Below are 21,052 nucleotides of genomic sequence, written 5' to 3'. Positions count from 1 at the left end.
CCTAATCCCTCGTATAGGCGACGCCGTCGCCGACGAAGCGCTTGTGGCGGATGCGGGCCTGTTCCTCGATGGCCGCCCGGCGCGACTCTTCCAGCGCCACCATCCGGTACTGCGCGGCCATCAATTGCTGCATCTGCATCTGTTGCTCGACCGAAAGGGCAACGAGCTGGTTGCCGGCCTGCGCCACGGACAGGTTCCCGGTCGCCGACTGGCTCTCGCCGACAAGGTCGGTCAGGGTATTGCGGGCCTCCGCAATGGAGGTCACGATCCCCGACTGGACCTGGATCGAGGCGCGGAACGCGTCGCGGCTGATCCGCCACTGGTCTGCGGCTTCCGCCACGATCTCTTCATTGGTGAGGTCTTCATAGGAGTCCGGGAAGGCTTCGCGGTACTGCCGCTCGGACTGCTCGACCTCGTAGGTGACTTCGCCGGCTTCCCGCATCAGAGTCTCGATCCGTTCGAGCAGGCGTTTCAGGTGCTGGGTCGAGGCATAGTCGAGCCGCTTCAGATCCTCGGCCTGGTTCACCAGCATCTGCGCTTCATGCTGGAGCTGCTGGATCTGGTTGTTGATCTGTTCGAGCGTGTGCGTGGCGGTCAGGATGTTCTGGACGAGATTGGTCGGGTCGATGACGACGTCGCCGACGCCGAGCAAGGCATTGGCAGGAGGCGCGGCCAGTCCAAATGTAGAAACAGACCCCAGCAGAAGGGCAATCATTCGGCGGCGCATGGCATCTCTCCTTCGGTTCCGATGAGGTCTGCGGCCCAGTTAAGCCCGCGGGCTGCAAGCCATGCCGGTGCGAACCCGTCCGGGCCGACCGCAGCACAAATCTCCGAAATCAGTTTCTGGTCGGCCTTCGACCCGGCAGCGCAGAAGGCGAGCGCGACGGGACCGAGATCCAGATCGAACAGGCGATTGCCGTCCGGTGTCTGAACATAATAATCCCGCTTCGGCGTCGCCCGCGCGATCAGCTCGACCTGGCGCGCATTGAGCCCGAACCCTTCATACGCCGCGCGCTGCGAAGGCTCCTCGGCGCGCGCATTGGCAAGGAAGATGCGCGTGGGCGCGCTTTCGATAAGGGAAGGCGCTATCGCGCTTGCTGCAATGTCCGACAGGCTCTGCGTTGCGAACACGACGGAGACGTTCTTCTTGCGGAGCGTCTTCAGCCAGTCACGCAGGCGCCCCGCAAACATCGGATGATCGAGGAACAGCCAGGCCTCGTCGAGGATGAGCAGTGTCGGCCGGCCATCGAACCGGGTCTCAAGCTTCGCGAACAGGTGCGCCAGCACGGGCGCGGCGAGCCGCTTGTCCTGCATCAGCGCGTCCATCTCGAAGCAGAGCAAGTCGCCGGTTTCGAGACGGTCCTCATCGGCATCCAGCAGGGCGCCATAGGGTCCGGCCAACGAATAAGGCTCGAGCGCCTGCCGGAGGTCCGGCAACTGGATAAGGGCGGCGAGACCCGTCAGCGTTCGCTGGGCGACCGGCGCCACGCCGAGGCTCTGCAGAGCCGTCCAGACGGCCTGCTTCACTTCCGGCGTCACCGTGACACCTTCCTGCTCAATCAGCCCCAGCACCCAGGCTTGTGCCGATGCGAGGCCCGCTTCGCCTTCGACATCCCTCAAAGGCTGGAAGGCGAGATCGCCGTCTAGACCAAGCTCGTGCCAGGTCCCGCCAATTGCGAGCGTCGCGCAGCGCGCCGATGCGCCCTTGTCGAAGATGAAGACCTGGGCTTGCTCATAGCGACGGAATTGTAGCGCCAGCAGGGACAAAAGCACCGACTTGCCGGCTCCGGTCGGCCCGACCACCATCATGTGGCCGACATCGCCCTGATGGGTGACCAGCCTGAATGGGGTCGAACTGGCAGAGCGCGCCATCAGGAGCGGCGGGCCGGAGAGATGCGTATTGCGCTCGGGTCCTGCCCAGAGCGAAGAGAGCGGCGCCATATGGGCGAGATTGATCGTGTTCAGCAGCGGCTGGCGGACATTGGCATAGGCCTCGCCCGGCAACGTGCCGAGCCAGGCTTCGATCGCGTTCACGCTTTCTGCGACGCAGGTGAAGCCGCGCCCGCGGATGACGCGCTCGACAGCACGGATCTGATCCTCGGCAATCGAAGCATCCGCGTGCCGGACCACAATCGCTGTCGTGCAGTATCCGAACGCGACATGGCCGGCGCCGAGCGCCTGCAGGGCTTCATCCGCGTCAGCGGCCTGATTGTCGGCATCCGTGTTGAGCAGCGTCGCCGACTCGTTGGTGAGGATTTCACGGAGGTAGGAGGTGAGGGACCGGCGCTTCGCAAACCAGTTGCGGACGTAAGTACTGAGCGTCTTCTCAGCGTCCGGCTTGTCGAGGGGCAGGAACCGCGTCACCCAGCGATACGCAAAGCCGAGCTGGTCGAGTTCCGACAGGAGCCCCGGCTCTCCGGTTGCGGGGAACCCGTTGATGGTCAGGACTTTCAGCGTCTCCTCGCCAAGACGAGGCGAGAGCCCGCCCGTCAGGGAGGTGTCGACCAGAAGCGCATCGAGGCACATCGGCACGGATGGCGCCCGCACAGACTGACGTGCCGTAGAGATGCAGGCATGAAGATAAGTCAGCGTTTCATCGTCGTTCAGGAACCGCGCCTCCGGCATGAGGTCCGCCATCATGTCTCGGGCACGGCTAGTCTCGGTTTCGAAATACGTCAGATGCTCGCTCCAGAAGGCCGCGGGGGCGTCCGCCGGATCCTCAATGAAGAGCTGCTCGATCCTTGCTGTCCGATCGGCCGGCGGCATCCAGGCGAGGGTGAGATAGCAATCGGTCTCGAAATGCCGTCCCGCCTCTTCGAAAGCCGCGCGGCGTTCCTCGTCGACCAGCCAGGCCGCCGGATCGTGCCAAGTGCTTTCGGGATAGGTGACCGATGGCCGCCGGTCCGCTTCGATATGCAGCGCCCAGCCGGAGCCGAACCGGCGGAGGAGATTGTTCATCCGCGCCGTGACGGCGACCAGTTCCTCCGCCGTCGAACTTTCAAGGTCGGGGCCGCGATAGGCGATGGTGCGCTGGAGGCTGCCATCCTTGTTGAGGACAATGCCGGGCGCGATGAGGCAGGCCCATTTGAGATGGTCGGCGAGCGAGGCCGGGCGGGTGCGGTATTCTCGGAGGTTCAGCATGCGTAATAAGCCTTCTGGCGGATGTGCCGGATCAGCACGTCTGTGAATTGCGGATCGCGCCGGGCAGCGAACACGCAGATTCCCTGCGCGACGATCCAGAAGACGAGGCCCACCACCCAGAGCTGGAGGCCGATGCCGAGCGCGGCGGCCAGCGTGCCGTTGACGATGGTCGCAAGCCTTGGCGCGCCGGCGAGCAGGATCGGCGCGGTGAGCGAGCGATGCACCGGCACGCTGTAGCCGGGGGGCAGGGGCGTCGCCTCAGCCATCAGAGCGTTGCCCCGCCGCCGAAGGAGAAGAAGGAGAGGAAGAACGAGGTCGCGGCAAAGGCGATCGACAGGCCGAAGACGATCTGCAGGAGCTTCCGCATGCCGCCGCCGCTCTCACCGAAAGCAAGGCCGAGGCCGGTCAGGATGATCACGATGGTCGCAAGGATCTTGGCGACCGGGCCTTCGATGGATTCGAGGATCGACTGCAGCGGCGCTTCCCAGGGCATGCCGGACCCGGCCGCATGGGCGGGGAAGGCGAGTGTGGCGACCAGCAGGGTGAGGCTGATGCCCTTGACCATGTCTCTGTTCATTGGGGTGGTGTCCTTTCAGGCGCGGTTGAGAGAAGCGGTTCAGAAAAAGGAAGACTCGGTAGGACGAGCTGCAGGTCCGGCTGGACAGGGCTGAGGTCGTACCCGCCGCGTCCGAGCCCGTTCATGCGCGCGACCGTCTCGACCCGGTGCCGGCCGGAGCGCCGCGAGATGTAGACGACGCAGTCGATCGTTTCGGCGATGAGGTCGTGCGGTACCTGAGCGGAGGCCTCGCCGATCAGCTGTTCGAGCCGGGAGAGGCCGCCAAGGGCGGAGTTTGCATGCAGCGTGGCGATCCCGCCCGGATGGCCGGTGTTCCAGGCCTTCAGCATGTCGAGTGCCTCGGCGCCCCGGACCTCGCCGATGATGATCCGGTCGGGACGGAGGCGCAGCGTCGAGCGGACAAGGTCGGCGAGCGATACGGAACCCGGCTGCGTGCGCAGCTGCACCGAGTCCGCTGCCGCGGAAACAAGCTCGCGGGTGTCCTCGAGAATAACGAGCCGGTCGCCGGTCCGGGTAATCTCGGCAAGGAGCGCATTGGCGAGCGTTGTCTTTCCGGAGCCTGTACCGCCGACCACGAGAATGTTCTCGCGTTCCAGCACCGCGCGCCGCAAAGCCTCGGCATGATGAGCTGCCATGACGCCGGAACTGACATAGGTATCCAGACTGATCACTCGGCCCGCAGGCTTGCGGATCGAGAAACACGGTCCCGGCGATACCGGCGGCAACAGCCCTTCAAACCGTTCGCCGCCCATCGGCAACTCCGCTGACACGATGGGAGAGGCCGCATCCGCGCGCCGTCCCATATGGCTGGCGACCAGGCGAATGACACGTTCCGTATCGGCGGGAGGCATCAGGCCCGTCTCGATCCGTCCGCTCCCTTGCCGCTCGACCCAGAGCTTGCCATCGGGATTGATCATGATCTCGACTACGGCGGGATCGTCCAGCGCTGCGACGATCTCGTCTCCGAGTGCCGTCACCAGCATGGCGCGGGTTCGTGCAAGGCTCGGCGTGTCACGCATCGGCCCGCTCCTCAGCTAGAGGACCGGACTCGCTTTCGAGACTTGCCGCTTCCGCCGTCACATCCTCGACGGCGTTCTGGAGAATGCGCTGCCCTGACCGGAGCGCCTCGGCGACCTGACGGACGAACAGATCGAACCGGAGGTCTCCCTTGGCGCGGGCGGCCTCCACCTGGTTCGCCGGCACCGGCGGGGTCACCGTCAGGAAATAATGCACGAAGGTTGCGAGCGTTTCGGCAAGGACGAGATTGTCCCGCTCGATCCGTCCGAACTGCCGCGTCAGCCGGTCGAGTCGGCGATTGATCGCTGCCTCGCGCTGATTGTCCGCCTCGCCGGAAAAGTAAGCGACGAGGGCCCGGTCGACGATCGCGCTTTCGGAGAGGCCCGGGCGTTTCGCCATGGCCTGGAGCCGGCGATGAGTCTCAGGTGAGATATAGGGCTGGATGCGGGGTTTCATTGGCCATTTCCCGTCAGGTCAATGCCGGTCGCCTGTTCGAGACTGTCGGCTTGCACGAGCGCATCGAAGAGGCTGGGCTGTGGCGCGCCGCGTGACTTTGATTGCGACTTGCCGGTCCTGGCCGGCGCAGAGACCTGCGCACGATCCCGGGCGGCATCGCGTGCCTTCTGGGGACCGAGGCCCTCGCCATCGGTTTCGATCTCCGAGGCCTGCATCAGGCCTTCATGGATCGACCGGATTTCCGTGCCCCAATCATCCTCCGGGGCGCCTGGAATGCAGGTCGAAAAGTCCGGTGCATCTTTCAGCCGTTCGGTGAAGTTCTGGTCCTCATAGTAGCGGAGCTTCATAGCCCGCACGGGTGGGGAGCCTGCAACGAGGACAAGTTCCTGGTCCGCGGGCAACTGCATCACTTCGCCGGGCGTCAGCAGCTGGCGGGCGGTTTCCTGACGGGACACCATCTTGTGCGAGAGCCAGGGTGCGAGCCTGTGCCCAGCATAGTTCTTCATTGCGCGCTGTTCGGTCTTGGTGCCGAGCGCATCGGAAATCCGCTTGGCCGTCCGTTCGTCATTCGTCGCGAACGCCACCCGCACATGACAATTGTCGAGGATTGCATTCGAAGGGCCGTAGGCCTTTTCGATCTGATTGAGCGATTGTGCGATTAGGAAAGCTTTCAGCCCAAAGCCGGCCATGTAGGCTAGGGCGCTCTCGAAGAAGTCGAGCCGGCCGAGAGCAGGGAACTCGTCCAGCATGAACAGGACCCGGCGGCGGGATTTCGGCTCGGCGGAAGACACCTGAGGCGCCAGAAGGCCCCACGCCCCGAGAATGTTCAGCGCCAGCGACTTGCCGCGCGAAAGCACAGACGGACGCACGTCCAGATGTTCCGTTAGCCGCCGGCCGACCTGGTTCAGGATTAGGCGCATCAGCGGTTTCGTCCGCGAAAGGTCTGAGGGCGGCACGACCAGGTAGAGCGACAGCGACCGGTCGCCGGAAACGAGGTCCTCGATCCGGAAATCGCTTCGCGAGGTCACTTCCGCGATTACCGGGTCGCGATAGAGCGACAGGAAGCGGAGTGCGGTGGAAAGCACGCCGGAGAGTTCATTCTCCGACTGGTTCATCAGCTCGCGGGCCGTCTCGGCGACCACGGGATGCACCTTCGGTGCCTCGCCGGAACCGAGATGATTGGTCCGGAGCATGATCGACAGGGTCGTACGGAACGTCCGGTCGGGATCGGCAAGGAAGCTCGCCACCCGCGCCAGTGTCTTCTCCCGCTCGGCATAGAGGACGTGCAGGATGACGCCGACGAGCAGGGAGTTTGCCTTATCGACCCAGTGCCCGAGGTCGCCGAGCTTGCCCTGCGGGTCCACGAGGATGTCCGCAATGTTCTGGACGTCCCGCACCTCGCAGGGGCCCTTGCGCACTTCCATCAGGGGATTGAAATGCGCCGAGGCCACATCGGTCGGATCGAACCGCAGGCAATGCGAGAACTCTGAGCGCCAGCCGGACGTCAGCTGCCAGTTCTCGCCCTTGATGTCATGCACCAGGACCGAATGCGGCCACGACAACAGGGTCGGGACAACAAGCCCCACACCCTTGCCGGACCGCGTCGGGGCAAAGGCCATGACATGGTCGGGGCCGTCATGGCGGAGATAGGAGCCTTGGGCCTGGCCGAGGAACACGCCGGCAGGTTTCAGCAAGCCGGACTTGCGCAGATCTCGGCCTTCCGCCCACCGCGCCGAACCGAAGGTCGAGACCCGCTTGTCCCACCGTGCCCGGAGGATCGATCCTGTCACCGCAATCACGATGGCGGCAACCCCGCCGGATCCCGCGATCAGTCCACCCCGGTCGAACACATCCGGGGCATAGGCATCGAAAGAATACCACCAGCCGAAGAAGGCCCATGGCACATAGACCGGCATGTCGAGAATAACGAAAAGCGGCTCACCCAGCCGGGGCGACCAGCCAAGTGACCAAGCCGTCCACTCCGTCGCGCACCAGAGCGCCACCAGGACGACAAGCAAGACGAGGATGATCTGCCAGAAGAGGTTCGTGCCATGTTTCATGACACTGAACCTGACCAATCAGCCCCTCAGTCTCCAGAGAGGGAATTGGGGGGAATTTGTAGGGTATTCTGAAGGCTTCGGAACCATGGTGCAGCGAACGAGCAGTTCCGAGAATTTCTTGTGAACTAAATTAGAGGTGTAATAAACGTCAGTCTCCTGGCCGAATTGCTGTGCCGTCATCTGTGTTCGGCTTTGGACGGGATTGGTCACCTACAAAGTATATGCGAATCCAATTTCGCGATTTAGGTTTTAGCCGAGTTTGGGTATTAGCCCAATCAAACGACGAGATGGACTCAACGCGTGCGTGACCGATTTTTGCCTCGCAGTCTCTGGTATCGAGATGATCGCGAACGGCATAGTGTCGATGAGAGCTTTCTTAGGAGTGATGCAAGATCGCTTGTCATCCTAGGTGAGGCTGGCATGGGCAAATCCACGCTCTTGAGCCAGTTATGTGGTCTAGATGGGTATGTAGTTTGTTCAGCGCGCGCGCTGATCAACGCGCCAGATTTCAATGCGCGATATGGTATGGCGCAAACCTTGGTGGTGGACGCATTGGACGAGGTGCCTGCGCAACATCAAGGGGACGTCGTTGATTTGGTCGTTCGGAAGTTGGGAGAAATTGGATACCCGCGCTTCATTGTGTCTTGCCGAGTTGCTGATTGGCGGAGCGCGACAGCTCTTCAAGGGTTTCGGGAACTCTATGCATCCCCTCCGATCGAACTGCATCTCAATCCACTAGACCGCGACGATGCCATCGTCTTTCTATCGGCCTCTCTAGATGATGAGCGAGCAAAAGAAGTAGTTGGCTACCTCGAGTCCCATGGACTTACTGGTTTGTGGAGCAACCCTCAGACACTCGAACTTGTTGAGCAGGTGGCGCTCGAAGGCCAGCTACCAGCTTCAAAAGGAGAATTGTTCGAAAAGGCCACCAAGATTCTAGGGCGAGAGCATCGCGAAGAGAAAGCAAACACTAAACTTGCGACTCTGCCCCAAGATGAAGTGCTGAATGTCGCAGGCGCGGCGTTTGCTGCATTGATCCTGACTGGCAAAGAAGCGATTTCAAGACGAGCAAACGTAGCCCTGACAGACATTGGCTTACCTCAAATTAGTGCGCTTTCGGCAAGCGATACAATTGGCGCGGTTCTCGATTCTCGTTTGTTTGCCGCAATAGACAATGACCGATTTACCTACACGCACCGAGCAATCGGGGAATTTCTTGGTGCGCGCTGGCTTGCGTCACATTGCGACAGCGATAGGAAACGGAGAAGGCTTTTCGAACTCTTCAACGGACATGCACTTGTGCCCGCAAGCCTCCGTGGGATGCATGCTTGGCTGGCTTGGCATAGCTCTGCACTCGCCGAGCAGGTTATCGCGACTGACCCTTTAGGCGTCATACAATATGGCGATGCGGCGAAACTGCATTCCATTCAGGCTCAGGCACTCTTGAGGGCGCTGTCTTCTGTTGCGGAGGACAATCCTTGGTTCATGGGTTGGGAAAGATTTCGCGCTCCCGGCTTGGCCAAGCTGGAATTATTGTCCGAATTAACGGAACTCATAACACGCCAGGAGACCCCGCATCGTCTCAAGCTTTTGCTATTTGAGTCGCTTCACGGGTCATCGTTGATCCAGAAAATGGCCCCAACACTCGAATCTATTCTAATGGATCAGTCACAGGTGTTCGCCACTCGAAGTGAAGCAGGCGAGCTTCTTATCGAAGCAGGCATCTCGATGAATTGGACTTCGACCATTGAAGAACTCCGCGCCGAAGCCGGTGAAAATGGAATTCGGCTGGCGATAGAATTGATGGGAAATGTTGGATACGACCAATTCGACGACAAGCTATTGCTCGAAGTGGTCCTGTCACAGCTTGAGCGAGTTGAACACACCGTCGGAGTGTACTTTTCCTTCGAACGCAAACTTTCCCCAAGTCGAATAGACGCGGTGCTCGACGGACTTAGTGCAGTAGCTCGAATGGATTTAGAAGAGCATGATCGTGAACAGGTGTCTGCAATCACTGATCTTGTTTATGGTTTGCTCGCTAGACGCCTCGCGCATCGCCCTGTTTCTGCCAAGCAGCTCTGGAACTGGCTTGAGCCCTTCGATAGCAACGCAGGTTTGCGCGACGAATCCCGAAAATATGTTGCCGAGTTTCTTTCTCGAGATTTGGAACTCAAACAATCGATCCAGCGCTTGGTGCTTCTCGAGCAACCTGGTGAAGAAAACATCTGGCAGCGCACTTGGAGGCTCACGAGGCGTTCGCCCGGACTGAACGTACAAGAGTCAGATGTGCTTGCTCTGCTGAGTGCGCTCGAGCCTGACGATGCAAATTGGCGGGAACTGGTTTTGCTTGTCCATCACGATGGCGATAGGGGCCGTGTGGTCCGCGAAGCTGCAGCGCGGTTTGTAAAGGACGATGCAGAGTCGGCGGCGTGGTTGGAAAGTTTGAGTACGCCTCAAGTTCCAGCTTGGCAAATAAAGGACGAGCAGCGCCAAAAGAAAAGAAAAGCCAAGCGTGAGGAAGAATGGGCTAAGCATCGTGCAAATTATGCTGCTCGCATTGTAGAGATGCGTTCCGGACACTACGGCACGGTAGTTCAGCCTGCGAAGGCATATCTGAAAATGTTCGCCGATATCGGGGACGACGCAGTCGATGGCCCAGGGCGCATAGAGGAATGGCTCGGAACAGAGTTGTGTGTGGCCAGTCTCGAAGGGTTTGAGGCTTTCCTGCAAACAACTCCGGTTCGTCCAACCGCTAGTCAACTCGCTCAAAGTTATGCTGAGGGCCGAGGTTGGGATGCCGCAACCATTATCGTTGCCGCACTAGCGGAACGAATTCGAACAGAGCGCGGCTTCGAAGACCTTCCAAGCGAACGCTTGATGGCTGGGCTGTTTGAAGTGCGGCACACCAGGATTGATGAACATGCGGGGATCGACGATCTGGAACAGCGATTGGCCGACGTTTTACGCGAACGCGGTTGTTGGGAGGAAACTCAGCGCCTGTATTTCGAGCCGCAATTTGCGAACAATCAGGAGCATATTTCTGGGCTCCACGAACTATTGAACGATGCACGTGACACTGATCTATCACTGCGTCTGTCAATTGAATGGCTCACTAGATATTCGAACATGCCAAACACGATGGAAGTTCAGCTGCTTGATCATCTTGTTTCTAGCTCAGAAGGCCGATCAGCGCTTCGAAGCTTGGCAGTAAGCCGTAGGAAGGAGGCCGGTCTTGAGGAAGAGCGGCGACGCAACTGGACTGCGATCAGTCTCATTGTTGATTTTGAACAGACGAGTACCGAGCTAGACGCGCAAGGATATGTAGAGAAGGACCTTCTCTACAATATTCGTTCAAGAGTTTCCGATCGATACAGCAATACCCCACCCATAGATCTCAATGTACAACAGCTGATGTGGATGGTTCAGCGTTTTAGAAGGCAGTTCCCTGTTGTTGAACGGCCGAGCGGCGTCACACGAGGCGATGAAAATCCATGGAACTTAAGCGAATTCATCAGTGCGCTAATTAGTCGACTAGGCGATAAAATCAGTGCTGACGCGATCGAGGCAATGGCTTCGTTGCGAGATGAGGAAGCGGACGGGTACACAAACATGCTGCGAGCGGTTGCAGCTGAGCAGCGAAGAAAGAAAGTTGAGCTCGACTGGGTCTCTCCTGACTTGGATTCTGTTGTTTCAGTCGTTCACGACAACGCGCCGACAACGCCAGCGCAGCTTCAAGTCATTCTGCTTGAGGAGCTCAATGCGGTTCAACGCAAACTTCGAGGTAGCGATGTTGATTGGTATCGTGACTTTTACCAGGGAGGAAGGCCTCGAGTAGAGGATGACTGCCGAGATACAATCCTCAAAATGCTTCGGCCTTTGCCATTTGAGATCCAGGCTCTTCCGGAAGGACACCTTGCGGATGACAAACGCTGTGACATCATCTGTCTCCTGGGCGATGTAATGGTGCCAATTGAAATCAAAGGTCAGTGGCATGACAAGCTTTGGACGGCTGCGGACCAACAACTTGACAGACTTTATGTTAACGACTGGCGTGCCCAGTGCGGCATCTATTTGGTACTTTGGTTCGGGACACGATCTCAGAAGCCACCAAAGGACCCACCTCCGGGTATCTCATCGCCCGTCAATGCAGAAGAACTACGAAGACAGTTAGTCGAATGCAGCGCGACAACCCGCGAAGGGCGCGTCGAGGTCGTTGTTCTCGATCTTGAGCGGCCCCGCCAGTAATGCGTGAGGGGGTGAACAATGTTCTGGATGAAGCAGTGCGGAACAGTCGCGTAACGGTGTTGCATGGGTTGCCTCGGGTGGGGCGAACCAAAGCTGTATCTATTTGGTGTCAAGAACGTGGGAGTGCTGAGCTTACGAATATCGACGCTTTGGAAGAGCCGGGGGCTGACGTCCGGATACTCGATCATTTTCGGTCTGAAGATGTCGAAAGGTTGGTGGACTGGTACCGAAATAATGAGTCGAAAAGCGAAGCGCCTCGCTTAATCGTTGTCCCAGTCGAACTTTCAACTACGAGAAGGTTGTCTATAGAGCTCTCAGGTAGTGTCAAACTAGTCCCACTGAATCCGATGCTCCTTCGCGATATTGCGGGGGAGCATTTTGAACTTTTTGACACTTCCGGACCAGCTTGCGAAAGCGTGGTCGAACCACAGTCTCGCAACCTGCCTATGTTCGAGCCACATGTGCATTGGCTGCGCGGCGGTCTTCCAGACAGCGTTAAAGCTGAGAGTGATGTGGATAGCCTAGCTTGGCGGTTACAAATGCTCGCAGCTTTGTTGGACCGCAACTATTGTGATTGGGGAGTCACACAGGCTTTTGATCTTCAAGGTATTTTGAGATGGGTTGCAAATCGAAATAGTTGCGAGCTGGACGACACGAAGTGCCCTATGGTGACACCTAGAGAACTACGCATGGCGCTGCGTCTCTTCGACCAACTGGGGATTACGAGAAGACTGCCCAATTTTCCGGCCGGAAGTGACGAGAGTCTGGGGGAAATGCAGAAGATCTATCTACGGGATAGCGGGCTATTGCATGCGGTGCTCGGCATTGAAACTTTGGAACAGCTCCAACGACATTCTTCTGTCGGTGACAGTTGGGAATCCTATGCGATCGAGGAGATGATCCGTGCGGCGGCGGACTTCGCAACGCCGCAATTTTTTCGGAAGTGGAATGATGATGGTAAGTGGGACGAGATAGATCTTGTGCTTGATGCCCAGCTGCATAACGGACGGATAATTGCAATCGAATGTAAGACCAATCAGAAAGACAATCCGGAAGCCGGATTCTATCGTGGTTGTGAGTTTATTGGTGCAACCGACAGTTTTGTTGTGCATTCGGGGGGCGATAAGATCGTTGACGGGAAGGTGGATAAGCTAGATCTCTCAACGGCGGTTCGAACTATTCAAAATGTTCTGTCGGCTGTTTAGTTCGCCCGTTGAAGAGATTTTGATTGTCATGCCCCTCGCCGACCGAATTGCGTGTTCAGATCCACGACCTGAACGGCGCGACCTATTCCAACGAAGCTGAGCAACCATTGTCTCGGGGTTGTTAGCAGCGATCCAAGTAATAATTGAATGTCAGTCGGATATCACTGGCAGCGGAGGTCATTCTCCTATCCCGATCCCACGCCCGAGGGTCCACGAAATCCTTCCCCCGCGGACAATCCCAGATACCGCCACCCCACGCCGCTGTTCCAGCACCTGTCGCCAGGGTACAATTGTAAAGTCCCTCTGCCGTTCAATGACCGCAAACTTCCCGCTCACACGCGAGATTGGTTCGCGATAGATGCCGTCGACATGACCGCGCTCTGGCGCCGGTGAATAGGGCTTCCCGATCTCGTCACCCATAGACCTGCCAGCCTGCGCCAGGTCGCGTTTCATCAGCTCAGCTTTCTGTGCTGCGGATAGTCCACCGCCTGCCTCTACCTTCATTCCGATTCCCGCCAGGAATGCGCGTCGCTTCAGCTGCGCCTCCGCGACCTCATGACCAAACCCAAGCGGCACACCGGATGCGGAGTGCGCCTCGTCCAGCCAGGTGACGCCCAGCGCCGTCTCCTGATCCTTCAGCCCAAGCTCAGATCGCACGAGCAAGTGCGCCGACCTGAACCGTGCCTGGGTCCGTTCGTAGTCCTGCACGCGATCCAGATAGTCCGGTGGGATTTTCCAGTCCGCACCAGCGGTTCGCTCGACATGACCGGCGCGCCTCAAGGCTTCCAGCCGTCGCACGTGCGCCGCGACAAATTCAGGCCCCGATCGCGGGTCATCGGCCTGGTGCAGGCTTGCCGAATAGATCCCGCCATTCGCTCGCGCGATCCGGTCGATCGTGATGTCCGAAGGTTTCGGCTCAAAGTTCGGCGGCGACACGGTGACGATCGCGCCGCGCTTCAGTTCCTCGACTTCGCCGGCAACACCGAGTTCGACAAAGACAGCGCGGCCGTCGAGACTGTCGATAATGGCATAGGCCCGGTCATGTGCTTCGCCTGTAAGGCCCGTCTGCAAGACCGCACCTGTCACGCTCCGCCCGTCAGGATCAGACTTGTCGAAGATCGTGTCCGCTTCGAGCCGCCGGTCTCCGCGTCCGGCGAGGGCGCGGTTCATCGTTTTGATGATGTCATGGCGCTCGGACAGGTCTCGCAGGACGTCCCGAAAGCTCTCCCGCATCTGCCAGCGTCCGGCGCCGAGTTTCTGAGCAAGCCCAAGCCGCTCCAGTGTCCGTAGCCGGGCGGCATGGAGGGTGCGATAGTGCGAGGGACTTTCTTTCAACAGGAACTCCCCCTCAGGATTGATCTGCCGCGCGATGAAATGGTCGATCCGCGTCACCCGTTCGGCAGCAACTTCGGCATTGAGCTTTCGCTCCTGTTCGAGCCTTGTCTCCGGACCAAGCTCCAGTGTGACCAGGTCCTCCGCACGTTCGCGGATCCCATGCGAGATGTACGCTCGCGGCATTACAAGATCCGAGCCATCGTCACGGCATCCGCGGATGACCAGATGGGCGTGCGGCCGACCGGTGTCATGGTGGATTGCGCCGACCCATTCGAGCCGTGTGTCGAGGTCTGCTTCCATCTGCGAAACGAGATCGCGGACGAAGGGCTTGAGGTTGGCCATTTCGGCGCCGTCCTCGGGAGAGACGATGAACCGGAAATGGTGCCGGTCATCCGCGATGGACTTGGTGAGATCGGACACGCCCGCATCCTCGCTCATGGCGTCGAAGAGCTTGCCGCGATCCTTCTCTTCAAGCGCGGCGTCCCGGCGAATGTATCCGATATGGGCCGCAAGGGCCGCAGCGCTGGACGCCGACATGCGCACGATGCGGGCTTTGACGATGACGCGCCTCTGTCCGCCGCGCGGGGCAGAACGCGGCTGGGCAGGCAGGGCCGTGCGGCGAACACCGCCGGCGGACGACAGGGCTTTCGTCATCCGCGTCAGATAAGTCTTCGCACGTCCCCCTGATCCGGCCGAGCGAATCCTGCCAGGTCTCGGCGTGAACGGATTGTCCGGTGGCGTGCTCATTCCGGTTGCTCCGGAGGGAAACAGGCCAGTTCTCCGGAATGGAGCCACCCAATCCTGTCGTCTTCATTGAGCATTCGCTCAGATGACGGAGCTGTGTCTTCAGGGATAGAGCCATAAAAATCGATGTGCAGACAAGGCGATGCCACCTCATTAGCTCCATGAGCTTTTATCTTGCATTCCGTTCTGCCCCTCAATTGCCTTCTCATTCCCTCTGATCGCGCTTGCACTGCGGAGCCCATCCAGACAGCCCGGCCGATGATGTCGGTCTTCCGTACGGCGCCAAAGTACCGCCCATCGAAGGAGTCCTGCGTGCGGTCCGAGAGGAGCAGGACTTCGTCAGGAAGGAGGCGGCGGCAAGTCCGCCAGGGCGAAGAGAGAGGTCGTCCTGCCTTGTCTGCTGCGAGCATACGAACGCTTGGCACGTCATTAATTTCCAGGACACTGCCGCTATCACAGACAGTGTCGCCTTCGAGCGCGGCAACCGTCTTGATGACTGGGATTCCTCGCGGCAGGTATCCCCGCTGCGATGCAAACTCAGCCGCTTCCTGGGGCAGGTTCGAGACAACCTGATCACCACGCGAAACATGCTCAAGGGCCTCGATCCGATACCATCCCTGCGGTGCGCTTTCGCTCGGATTATAGAGCAAAATGGATGGCAGGAGACCTGTTGCCGGAATCGCAATCAGGGCCGATCCGAGGAATGAAAGCGTGGTCCAGTACACTTTCCGAAACCTTCGGTTCGTACGTTTGGAATGTATCCGGTTATGATCCATGACGAGGTTTCCGCGCCTTGTTCCAGACCGTCGAAAACGCGTTGAGATCGTCCAGATGATAGACGACCGTTCCGCCATGCTTGCGATATTCCGGGCCGTCATTCGACCAGCGCCAGTTTTCCATTGTACGTGCTGAAATGCGCAGGTAGCTAGCGGCTTCCTGTGTCGTCAGGAACGGACTTTGTGGAGTATTCGGTTCGCTCATTGCTTTGCTCCCGGTACAGCCAGAAGGAAGCAGAGGCAGATCTTAATTGGCAGGGTCGAAGTCGCCCTGAACCTGAAGTCACTCTGCAGGTAACCAAGATTTTCGATGTCCCGCTGCGTGCGGCAGCGGGTCCACATTCCTGGCGCCTTCGGAAAATTCAAGCAGGGAAAAGCCGCCCCGGAGGTGTTCTCCGGAGCGGCTTCGATGGGATGTCATGCCGGAACCTAGTCCCTGGGGTTCCAGAGGATCACGTGGCGGCCTTTCTTGCCCTTGACCGGGGCGAGGTTCGCATAGATCCGGCGGGGACCGATTTGCGGGTCGGCGAGGGTCAGCGAGACATATTCGCGTCCCGAAGACTTCGCCTTGCGCATCCAGCCGCCGCCGATTTCCGTCGAGGTGTCTCCGGCGAAGATGCGGTAATCCGGCTGGCCCTCTGCGGCTTTCTCGCCATTCTTCTCGATGCGGATGGCCGCATTGAGGTTCATCATTGCGAGGGTGCCTTCAAAGCCGGCCTTGGTCTCGCTGACATATCCGAGTGCGTTTGCCATTGGGGTTCTCCTTTTCGTTCCTTTGGCTTTGTCTCCGGGGACCCCTTGTCCCCGTCGACGCCGGACCGTGAGGACGCGCTGAGCCGGGCCTGAACCGCATGCGGGCGAAGCAGAGCGAAGCACCGGACGGGCGGGGAATTTTGTCTGGCGGTGAATGCGCGTAGCGCAGAGGAAAATTCTTCGCCTGTCCGGTTTCAGGGCCGGGTCAGCGCGTCCAGGTCATACGGCAAGAGACGGGAACAAGGGGTCTGAAGACCGCTGCCGATGGAAAGGAGGAACCCATTGTGGCAGGCGCTTCGATCTGTCCTGCGAGACCTGTAGATGCGCGATTTTTCGGAAGGCATGCTCAAGAAATGAGCCGCACCTGCACAGCTGTCCGCATTTTCGAAACCGAATGTGAAAAGCCGCCCGGCGCCAGGCACCGGACGGCTCGCACTCTGCCTGAGAGGAGGAGACGAAACTCAGGCAGCGTCTGCTTCACAAGGTTCCGTTTCAGGTTCGGAATTGTCCTCATCTTCACCCTCGAGCAGGCCTGCAATCCGTTCCCACGCTTCGACCGTCGCGCAACCTGCATCTTCGACAAGTCGAGTCGGCGGCACCTGCATCCAGCCGGGACGCCAGCCGGGATTGGCGTCCCGTTCGGCGGGACACTGGTCCACTGGACCAATGCCTTTTTCCGCCTCACCACCCTCGATCCGGTTCCGGATCAGCACCTTCTGCACCTTGCCGCTCTCTTTGACGACGCTCTCCGCTACGCTTGGAGACGCAATGTCCGCGACCATCGCATTGATGGCCCGCTTGTCGCGGAGCAGCTCGAAGAAGGCAGCATCGGGTGACCAGTAGCGGCCAAGATCGGTTCCGCAGACATGAAGCACCGCCTCGACCACCGGCCCGCCTGCCTCAAGTGTTTCGGCCATGGTCAGGGCAAGCACCTGCATCACTTCCGCATCCGACATGGCGAGCAATGCGGAAAAGATTTCGCAGAGCGAATAGGCATCGCCGTTCGCGCGCGGGCGCATTGCGCCGAGTGCGCTGAACAGGGTGTCGACCTGTTCCGATGCGGCATCAATTTCAGCCCGCGCCGCAGAGCCCGCCACACTCTCATGGGTCTCGTTCTTGCGCGCCCCGCACACATGCGAACGAACATTCCAGAGCGACGAGCCGGTGATCGCATGCGCCACCATCAAGCGAAGCGCAATGGCGGGCACGGCGAGCAGGTTGGCGGCGGCAGCGCCGTGCCGGTGGAGGCCGATATATTCCGCCATCGGGCCAGACATTTCAGGTTTGATGTCTGTCTGTGCGCTGCCGTCTCCGTCAATGTCCTGACGCGACTTATTGCGGGCCTCCGAAGCCTTCAGCCAGCCTTCATGGAACATCACCGTCCCGTCATGGCGCTGCTCCACATAGACCTTGCCGCCCTTCTTCTTCGTGGTCTGGACGTATTCCCAGCGCTGGAAGTAGGACCCCCGCTTGAGACAGATCACATCGCTCCAGCCACGGGCCAGGTATTGCTCGATCCGGGTTGACACTTCCGCTGCCTGCGCCGTCCAGAAAGTCTCAGCGTCCGCAAAGACAGCGCGCTCTCCAAACAGGTCCGCCGTCACCGCGCCGGTGTATTGGGTAAGGTCAAACAGGGCCTTGTCTGTGGTGATCGCGCTGCCGCCTGTCACCCATGCCTTGCAGGCCCGCCCGAACGGCGCACGTTCGGTTTCGCTGTTCCAGAGCTTCAACCATTCCGACTGCTGGGCAGGTGTTGCCAACGTCAACGCGCGGATCGTTTCGCGGTCGATTTCGTCCTCGGCGTAGAGTTTGCGGATCGGCGCTGCGAGGCCTGCGAGGGCGAGGACGCGGCGCACAAGAAGCTCGGTCACGCCGAAGAAAGTTGCGATGTCTTCCGGGGCCTTGCCTTCGTCTGCGAGCTTTCTGAACGCCACATACTGCTCCATTTCCGTCGCAGGTAGGCGGGCGACATTCTCGATGATGGACGCCTCGATAGCGGAGGCTGCATCTTCCTCGCTCATCACCGCGCACGGCACGAGCGGATTGGTGCCGGTTTCCTTCGCAAGTTCGAGGAGCGCAAAGTAGCGGCGTCGGCCTGCGATGACGCCATAACCTTCGGCTTCGCGGCGGACGAGCAGCGTCTGGCGGATGCCTTTCTCGCGGATGGACGGCAATATGTCGGACACGTCCGGCTTCTTGCGTCCGTGGCGCATGTTAAGTTTGGAAACGCTCAGCTGATCGAGCGGGATATGGGTGAGGTCGGGCTGTGCCATCGGGGTCTCCTTTTCTGGCGGGTAAAGGGAGAGGCCAAGCGCCCATGCCGGGCCGCTCCAGTGAATGTCGGAATAGGGAAAGCCTTCCCGGTCGAAGGCGGGGGCCGGGTCGGTCCGGCCCCAGTCATAGTCGCGGACGCGGATGCGCGGCGCGCGCCCCGCGACCCAGATTTCGACAATGCGGTCGTCCTCGACGACCAGCGTCAGATCAGGGCGCGGGCCCAGGACGCATTCGGACTCTGTCAGAATACGGCCCATGTCACCGCGTCCAGAAGATATGGACTTCATCGAAGCCCGTCTGGAAGACGAGGATTTCGCCGTTCAGGGCCATGTCGCGGGCGAGCGCCTGCCAGTCGACATAGTATTCGAGGGAGGCCGGGATTTCGGTACCGGACTCGCGCGTTAGTTCCTCGGCAAAGTCAGCCGAGGAGCGGTATTCGCCCGCATAGTCCTCGAAGGCGGCGCGCGCTTCGTCGAGGTCGTTACCGAAATATCCGTAGACCTTCGCGCCGAGACGGCCATGCTCGGCGATGAAGTCCGCCAGTGCACACACGGTCTTGAAGGAGGCATATTCGGAGAGGCTCGCGCCCTCGAAGCCTTCATAGTCATGGATCGCCCATTCCTCGGCCTCGGGCAGCGGCGACGCAGCCAGCATGGCGCGTACCTGGTCCATGATTCCGTCAGGCGTGGTCGCATCGATCCAGCGCCCATGCAGGCGGCCATTATTGTAGGCCGCAAGGCAGGCCACATAGATGCGGGGACGGTCCTCCGATGGGGGTACGGTAGTTGTTCCAAGGGGGGCAGGGGTTGCAGTGTTGCAGGGCATGTCGGGTCTCCTTCTCCAGCCGCGTCCTGCCCGCGACAGGCGGGGGTGGGCGGCGGAAAAGGCCGACAGGCCGGGCGGACAAGCGGCGCGCGCAAGGCGGAAAGGTAGGAGGGCTTGAGACGCAAAAGATGAATAAACACCGGCGCCTTGCGCGTGCGGCGCGCCCGGCCAGACGTGCCGTCCGCCCACCCCTGCCGATCGAGGGTATTTGAACGTGTGATGAAGCTGGCGCGGTCTTGTGAAACTGTTCGCGCGGGTCACGCACCAATGCAGCCTGGACATCATCCAGGGGGGGCGCATGCCGGTGTCATCCTGCCCTGTCGAAAGGAGCTGGCCTGCCTCGATGTCGACGGATGCGGAGAATACTCGGTATAAAATCCGCAAAAGATGCGGAGAATATGCTTGACGATGCGGAGAATAGCGGCCATATTCTCCGCGTATAGTGCGGATAATATGGCATGTATATTCATGAGCTAGATGCCTGGCCAAACTTCCATTGGGACAGGAGCGCAGTTGCAACCCCGCTCGCAGACGTCAGCCGGAGGCAAGGGCGTTTGATCGGCCGGATGGAGGGACTGGGGTTCCATCTGAGAAGCGAGGCGGCCCTGCAGACGCTCACCGAAGATGTCATCAAATCCAGTGACATCGAAGGAGAGGTTCTCGATCGCGACCAGGTCCGCTCGTCCATCGCCCGCCGGCTTGGCATGGATATCGCGGGGCTTGTCCCTTCGGACAGGCATGTCGATGGCGTTGTCGAAATGCTGCTGGACGCAACCGGCCGGTATAACGAGTCCCTGACAGAGGCGCGGCTGTTCGGCTGGCACGCCGCTTTGTTCCCAACGGGATATAGCGGCATGCGCAAGATCCGCGTCGGCGACTGGCGCGACGATGCCGAAGGAGCCATGCAGGTTGTCTCGGGACCAATCGGCCGGGAACAAATTCATTATGAAGCGCCGGCCGCCACGCAATTGCCAGGTGAAATGAAAACGTTCCTGGCGTGGTTCGATCAGAAGGATGGTATCGATCCGGTCATCAAGGCGGGCATGGCCCATCTCTGGTTTGTCACCCTTCATCCGTTCGAGGACGGAAACGGACGCATGGCGCGCGCCATTGCGGACATGCAACTGGCACGCGCGGAAAACAGCCCACAGCGATTCTACAGCATGTCAGCGCAAATCCGGGCCCAGCGAAATGCCTATTATGACATCCTCGAAAGCACCCAGAAGGGCGATCTCGACATCACGGAATGGCTGCTGTGGTTCCTCGCCTGCCTGAATGAGGCGTTCGATCACGCCGAGACGCTACTCGCGGGCGTTCTGGCAAAAGCGGATTTCTGGGAGCGTCATCGCGACAAGCCGCTGAATGATCGCCAGACGGATGTCCTCAATCGCCTGATCGACGGCTTCGAAGGCAAGCTGACGAGTTCGAAATGGGCGAAGCTGACCAAGGTTTCCCAGGATACGGCGTCACGCGATATCAAGGACCTGATCGAAAAAGGGATTCTCCAGCAGGATGAAGGTGGCGGTCGCAGTACCAGTTATTCGATTGTCCTTCACAGGCCGTAGCTGGCGCTTCTATGCGGCGCTAACTTGTATCGCGCAGACGCTGCGAGTGTGGGAGGGGTGAAATCCGGTCTGGGACGTC

The 21,052-nt window shown here is 59.8% G+C and carries 16 protein-coding genes; 3 read left to right on the top strand and 13 right to left on the bottom strand.

The annotated features are described in order from the left end of the window. Position 1 precedes the first annotated feature (1 nt). From trbJ to traG, 7 genes are read right to left on the bottom strand one after another with little or no spacing between them, the layout of a single operon-like run. Positions 2-727 (bottom strand): P-type conjugative transfer protein TrbJ, encoded by a 726-nt coding sequence (trbJ, locus tag R3C98_RS09820; protein ID WP_371313886.1) that lies wholly within the window; start codon positions 725-727, stop codon positions 2-4. Continuing rightward, positions 712-3,141: a conjugal transfer protein TrbE gene (trbE, locus tag R3C98_RS09815; protein WP_371313885.1), complete on the bottom strand. Its 2,430-nt coding sequence runs from the start codon at positions 3,139-3,141 to the stop codon at positions 712-714. Before trbE ends, trbJ begins: the two co-directional genes overlap by 16 nt. Then, entirely contained in the window at positions 3,135-3,407 is a 273-nt protein-coding gene (locus R3C98_RS09810; RefSeq protein ID WP_371313884.1) for a VirB3 family type IV secretion system protein, read from the bottom strand. Before R3C98_RS09810 ends, trbE begins: the two co-directional genes overlap by 7 nt. Then, positions 3,407-3,718, bottom strand: coding sequence for a TrbC/VirB2 family protein (locus R3C98_RS09805; protein ID WP_347448050.1), 312 nt, complete (start codon positions 3,716-3,718; stop codon positions 3,407-3,409). The genes R3C98_RS09810 and R3C98_RS09805 overlap by 1 nt, the downstream gene beginning before the upstream one ends. Next, positions 3,715-4,737 carry a P-type conjugative transfer ATPase TrbB gene (trbB, locus tag R3C98_RS09800; RefSeq protein WP_371313883.1) on the bottom strand — a complete coding sequence of 341 codons (1,023 nt, stop codon included), beginning with the start codon at positions 4,735-4,737 and terminating at the stop codon, positions 3,715-3,717. Before trbB ends, R3C98_RS09805 begins: the two co-directional genes overlap by 4 nt. Next, positions 4,730-5,191 (bottom strand): CopG family transcriptional regulator, encoded by a 462-nt coding sequence (locus tag R3C98_RS09795; RefSeq protein ID WP_371313882.1) that lies wholly within the window; start codon positions 5,189-5,191, stop codon positions 4,730-4,732. Before R3C98_RS09795 ends, trbB begins: the two co-directional genes overlap by 8 nt. Next, a complete protein-coding gene (gene traG, locus R3C98_RS09790; RefSeq protein ID WP_371313881.1) occupies positions 5,188-7,251 on the bottom strand; it encodes an IncP-type conjugal transfer protein TraG in 2,064 nt (687 codons plus the stop codon). Before traG ends, R3C98_RS09795 begins: the two co-directional genes overlap by 4 nt. A gap of 420 nt (positions 7,252-7,671) precedes the next feature. On the opposite strand from traG, the gene R3C98_RS09785 reads away from it, so the two are divergent. Together R3C98_RS09785 and R3C98_RS09780 are read left to right on the top strand one after the other, a co-directional pair. Continuing rightward, complete coding sequence (locus tag R3C98_RS09785) at positions 7,672-11,496, top strand: NACHT domain-containing NTPase (protein ID WP_371313880.1); 3,825 nt, start codon at positions 7,672-7,674, stop codon at positions 11,494-11,496. Between the two features lie 347 nt (positions 11,497-11,843). Next, a complete protein-coding gene (locus R3C98_RS09780; protein WP_371313879.1) occupies positions 11,844-12,701 on the top strand; it encodes a DUF4143 domain-containing protein in 858 nt (285 codons plus the stop codon). Between the two features lie 177 nt (positions 12,702-12,878). Here R3C98_RS09780 and R3C98_RS09775 read toward each other — a convergent pair whose 3' ends face one another. From R3C98_RS09775 to R3C98_RS09750, 6 genes are all read right to left on the bottom strand, one after another. Further along, positions 12,879-14,783, bottom strand: coding sequence for a DUF3363 domain-containing protein (locus tag R3C98_RS09775; protein ID WP_371313878.1), 1,905 nt, complete (start codon positions 14,781-14,783; stop codon positions 12,879-12,881). Beyond that, a complete protein-coding gene (locus tag R3C98_RS09770; RefSeq protein WP_371313877.1) occupies positions 14,780-15,505 on the bottom strand; it encodes a S26 family signal peptidase in 726 nt (241 codons plus the stop codon). The genes R3C98_RS09775 and R3C98_RS09770 overlap by 4 nt, the downstream gene beginning before the upstream one ends. A gap of 40 nt (positions 15,506-15,545) precedes the next feature. Further along, the gene (locus R3C98_RS09765; protein WP_371313876.1) at positions 15,546-15,761 is read right to left on the bottom strand and encodes a helix-turn-helix domain-containing protein; all 216 of its coding nucleotides are present in this window, start codon (positions 15,759-15,761) and stop codon (positions 15,546-15,548) included. A 224-nt stretch (positions 15,762-15,985) separates the two neighbouring features. Then, on the bottom strand, positions 15,986-16,309 hold the full coding sequence (locus R3C98_RS09760; RefSeq protein WP_112062291.1) for a DUF736 domain-containing protein: 324 nt from the start codon (positions 16,307-16,309) through the stop codon (positions 15,986-15,988). A 461-nt stretch (positions 16,310-16,770) separates the two neighbouring features. Beyond that, positions 16,771-18,840: a ParB/RepB/Spo0J family partition protein gene (locus R3C98_RS09755; protein WP_371313875.1), complete on the bottom strand. Its 2,070-nt coding sequence runs from the start codon at positions 18,838-18,840 to the stop codon at positions 16,771-16,773. A gap of 1 nt (position 18,841) precedes the next feature. Further along, entirely contained in the window at positions 18,842-19,408 is a 567-nt protein-coding gene (locus tag R3C98_RS09750) for an antirestriction protein ArdA (protein WP_371313874.1), read from the bottom strand. A gap of 458 nt (positions 19,409-19,866) precedes the next feature. Here R3C98_RS09750 and R3C98_RS09745 point away from each other — a divergent pair, with 458 nt between their 5' ends. Then, entirely contained in the window at positions 19,867-20,973 is a 1,107-nt protein-coding gene (locus R3C98_RS09745) for a Fic family protein (protein ID WP_371313873.1), read from the top strand. Positions 20,974-21,052 lie beyond the last annotated feature (79 nt).

The sequence above is a fragment of the Hyphomonas sp. genome, from assembly GCF_041398465.1.
GTDB lineage: Bacteria > Pseudomonadota > Alphaproteobacteria > Caulobacterales > Hyphomonadaceae > Hyphomonas.
The sequence above is the reverse complement of the archived record's forward strand: the minus strand, read 5'-3'. Positions and strand labels throughout refer to the sequence as shown.